The sequence below is a fragment of the Anaeromyxobacter diazotrophicus genome (genome assembly GCF_013340205.1).
Lineage (GTDB): Bacteria > Myxococcota > Myxococcia > Myxococcales > Anaeromyxobacteraceae > Anaeromyxobacter_A > Anaeromyxobacter_A diazotrophicus.
Window position 1 is genome coordinate 1 of record NZ_BJTG01000017.1, and the last position, 1,093, is coordinate 1,093.

Consider the following 1,093-nt stretch of genomic DNA (forward strand, 5'->3'; position numbering starts at 1 on the left):
CCACGCCGCGCGCGGCGCGGTCGCCGACGAGCTCGCGGGCGGCGGCGGCGATGCCGGCCGCGTCGAAGCCGAGCTCGGCGCGCTGCTTGCCCGCGTCGCCGTGGGTGACGAACGCGTCCGGCAGCCCGAGCCGCTTCACCTGGAGCCCCGGCAGCACCCCGCCCCGCTCGAACGCCTCCAGGCAGGCCGCGCCGAAGCCGCCCATGAGCGCCCCCTCCTCCACCGTGACCACCCGCCGCGCCGAGGCCGCCAGCTCGCAGAAGAGCGCCTCGTCGAGCGGCTTCACGAAGCGGGCGTCCACCACCGCCGCCGCCACCCCCTCCGCCGCCAGCGTCTCGGCGGCGGCCAGCGCCGCCTGGACCGTGGTCCCGGCCGCGAGCAGGAGCACGTCCGGCCTCGCCCCGGCGGCGCGCGCCAGCCGCGCCTTCCCGAGCGGGAGCGGCGCCGGCGACGGGTCGAGCTTCACGCCCAGGCCGGAGCCGCGCGGGAAGCGGAAGGCGGCCGGCCCGTCGTGCGCGAGCGCGGTGGCGAGCATGTGGCGCAGCTCGTTCTCGTCCGAGGGCGCCATCACCACCAGGTTCGGCACGCAGCGCAGGTAGGCGAGGTCGAAGGCGCCCTGGTGCGTCTTGCCGTCGGCCCCCACCAGCCCCCCGCGGTCGAGCGCGAACGTCACCGGCAGCTTCTGCAGCGCCACGTCGTGGATGATCTGGTCGTAGGCGCGCTGCAGGAAGGTCGAGTAGAGGGCCACCACCGGCTTGAGCCCCTCGCACGCCAGCCCGGCCGCGAAGGTCACCGCGTGCTGCTCGGCGATCCCGACGTCGTAGGTCCGGTCCGGGAAGCGCTGCTTCGCCTTGATGAGCCCGGTCCCCTCCAGCATGGCGGCGGTGATGGCCACCACCCGCCCGTCGCGCTCCATCTGCTCGCACAGCGCCTCGGCGAAGAGGTCGGTGTAGCTCTTCACCGCCGCCTTCTTGGCCGTGGACTTCCCGGTCGCGACGTCGAAGAAGGAGAGCCCGTGGCCGCGGGTGGCGAGGTCCTTCTCGGCCGGCTGGTACCCCTTGCCCTTGGTGGTGATGGCGTGCACCAGCACCGG

1 protein-coding gene is annotated in these 1,093 nt (G+C 75.2%); it reads right to left on the reverse strand.

Annotated features, from left to right (window positions below):
• On the reverse strand, window positions 1–1,093 hold a 1,093-nt coding region (locus HWY08_RS21590; RefSeq protein WP_176069179.1), incomplete at both ends, for a transketolase C-terminal domain-containing protein.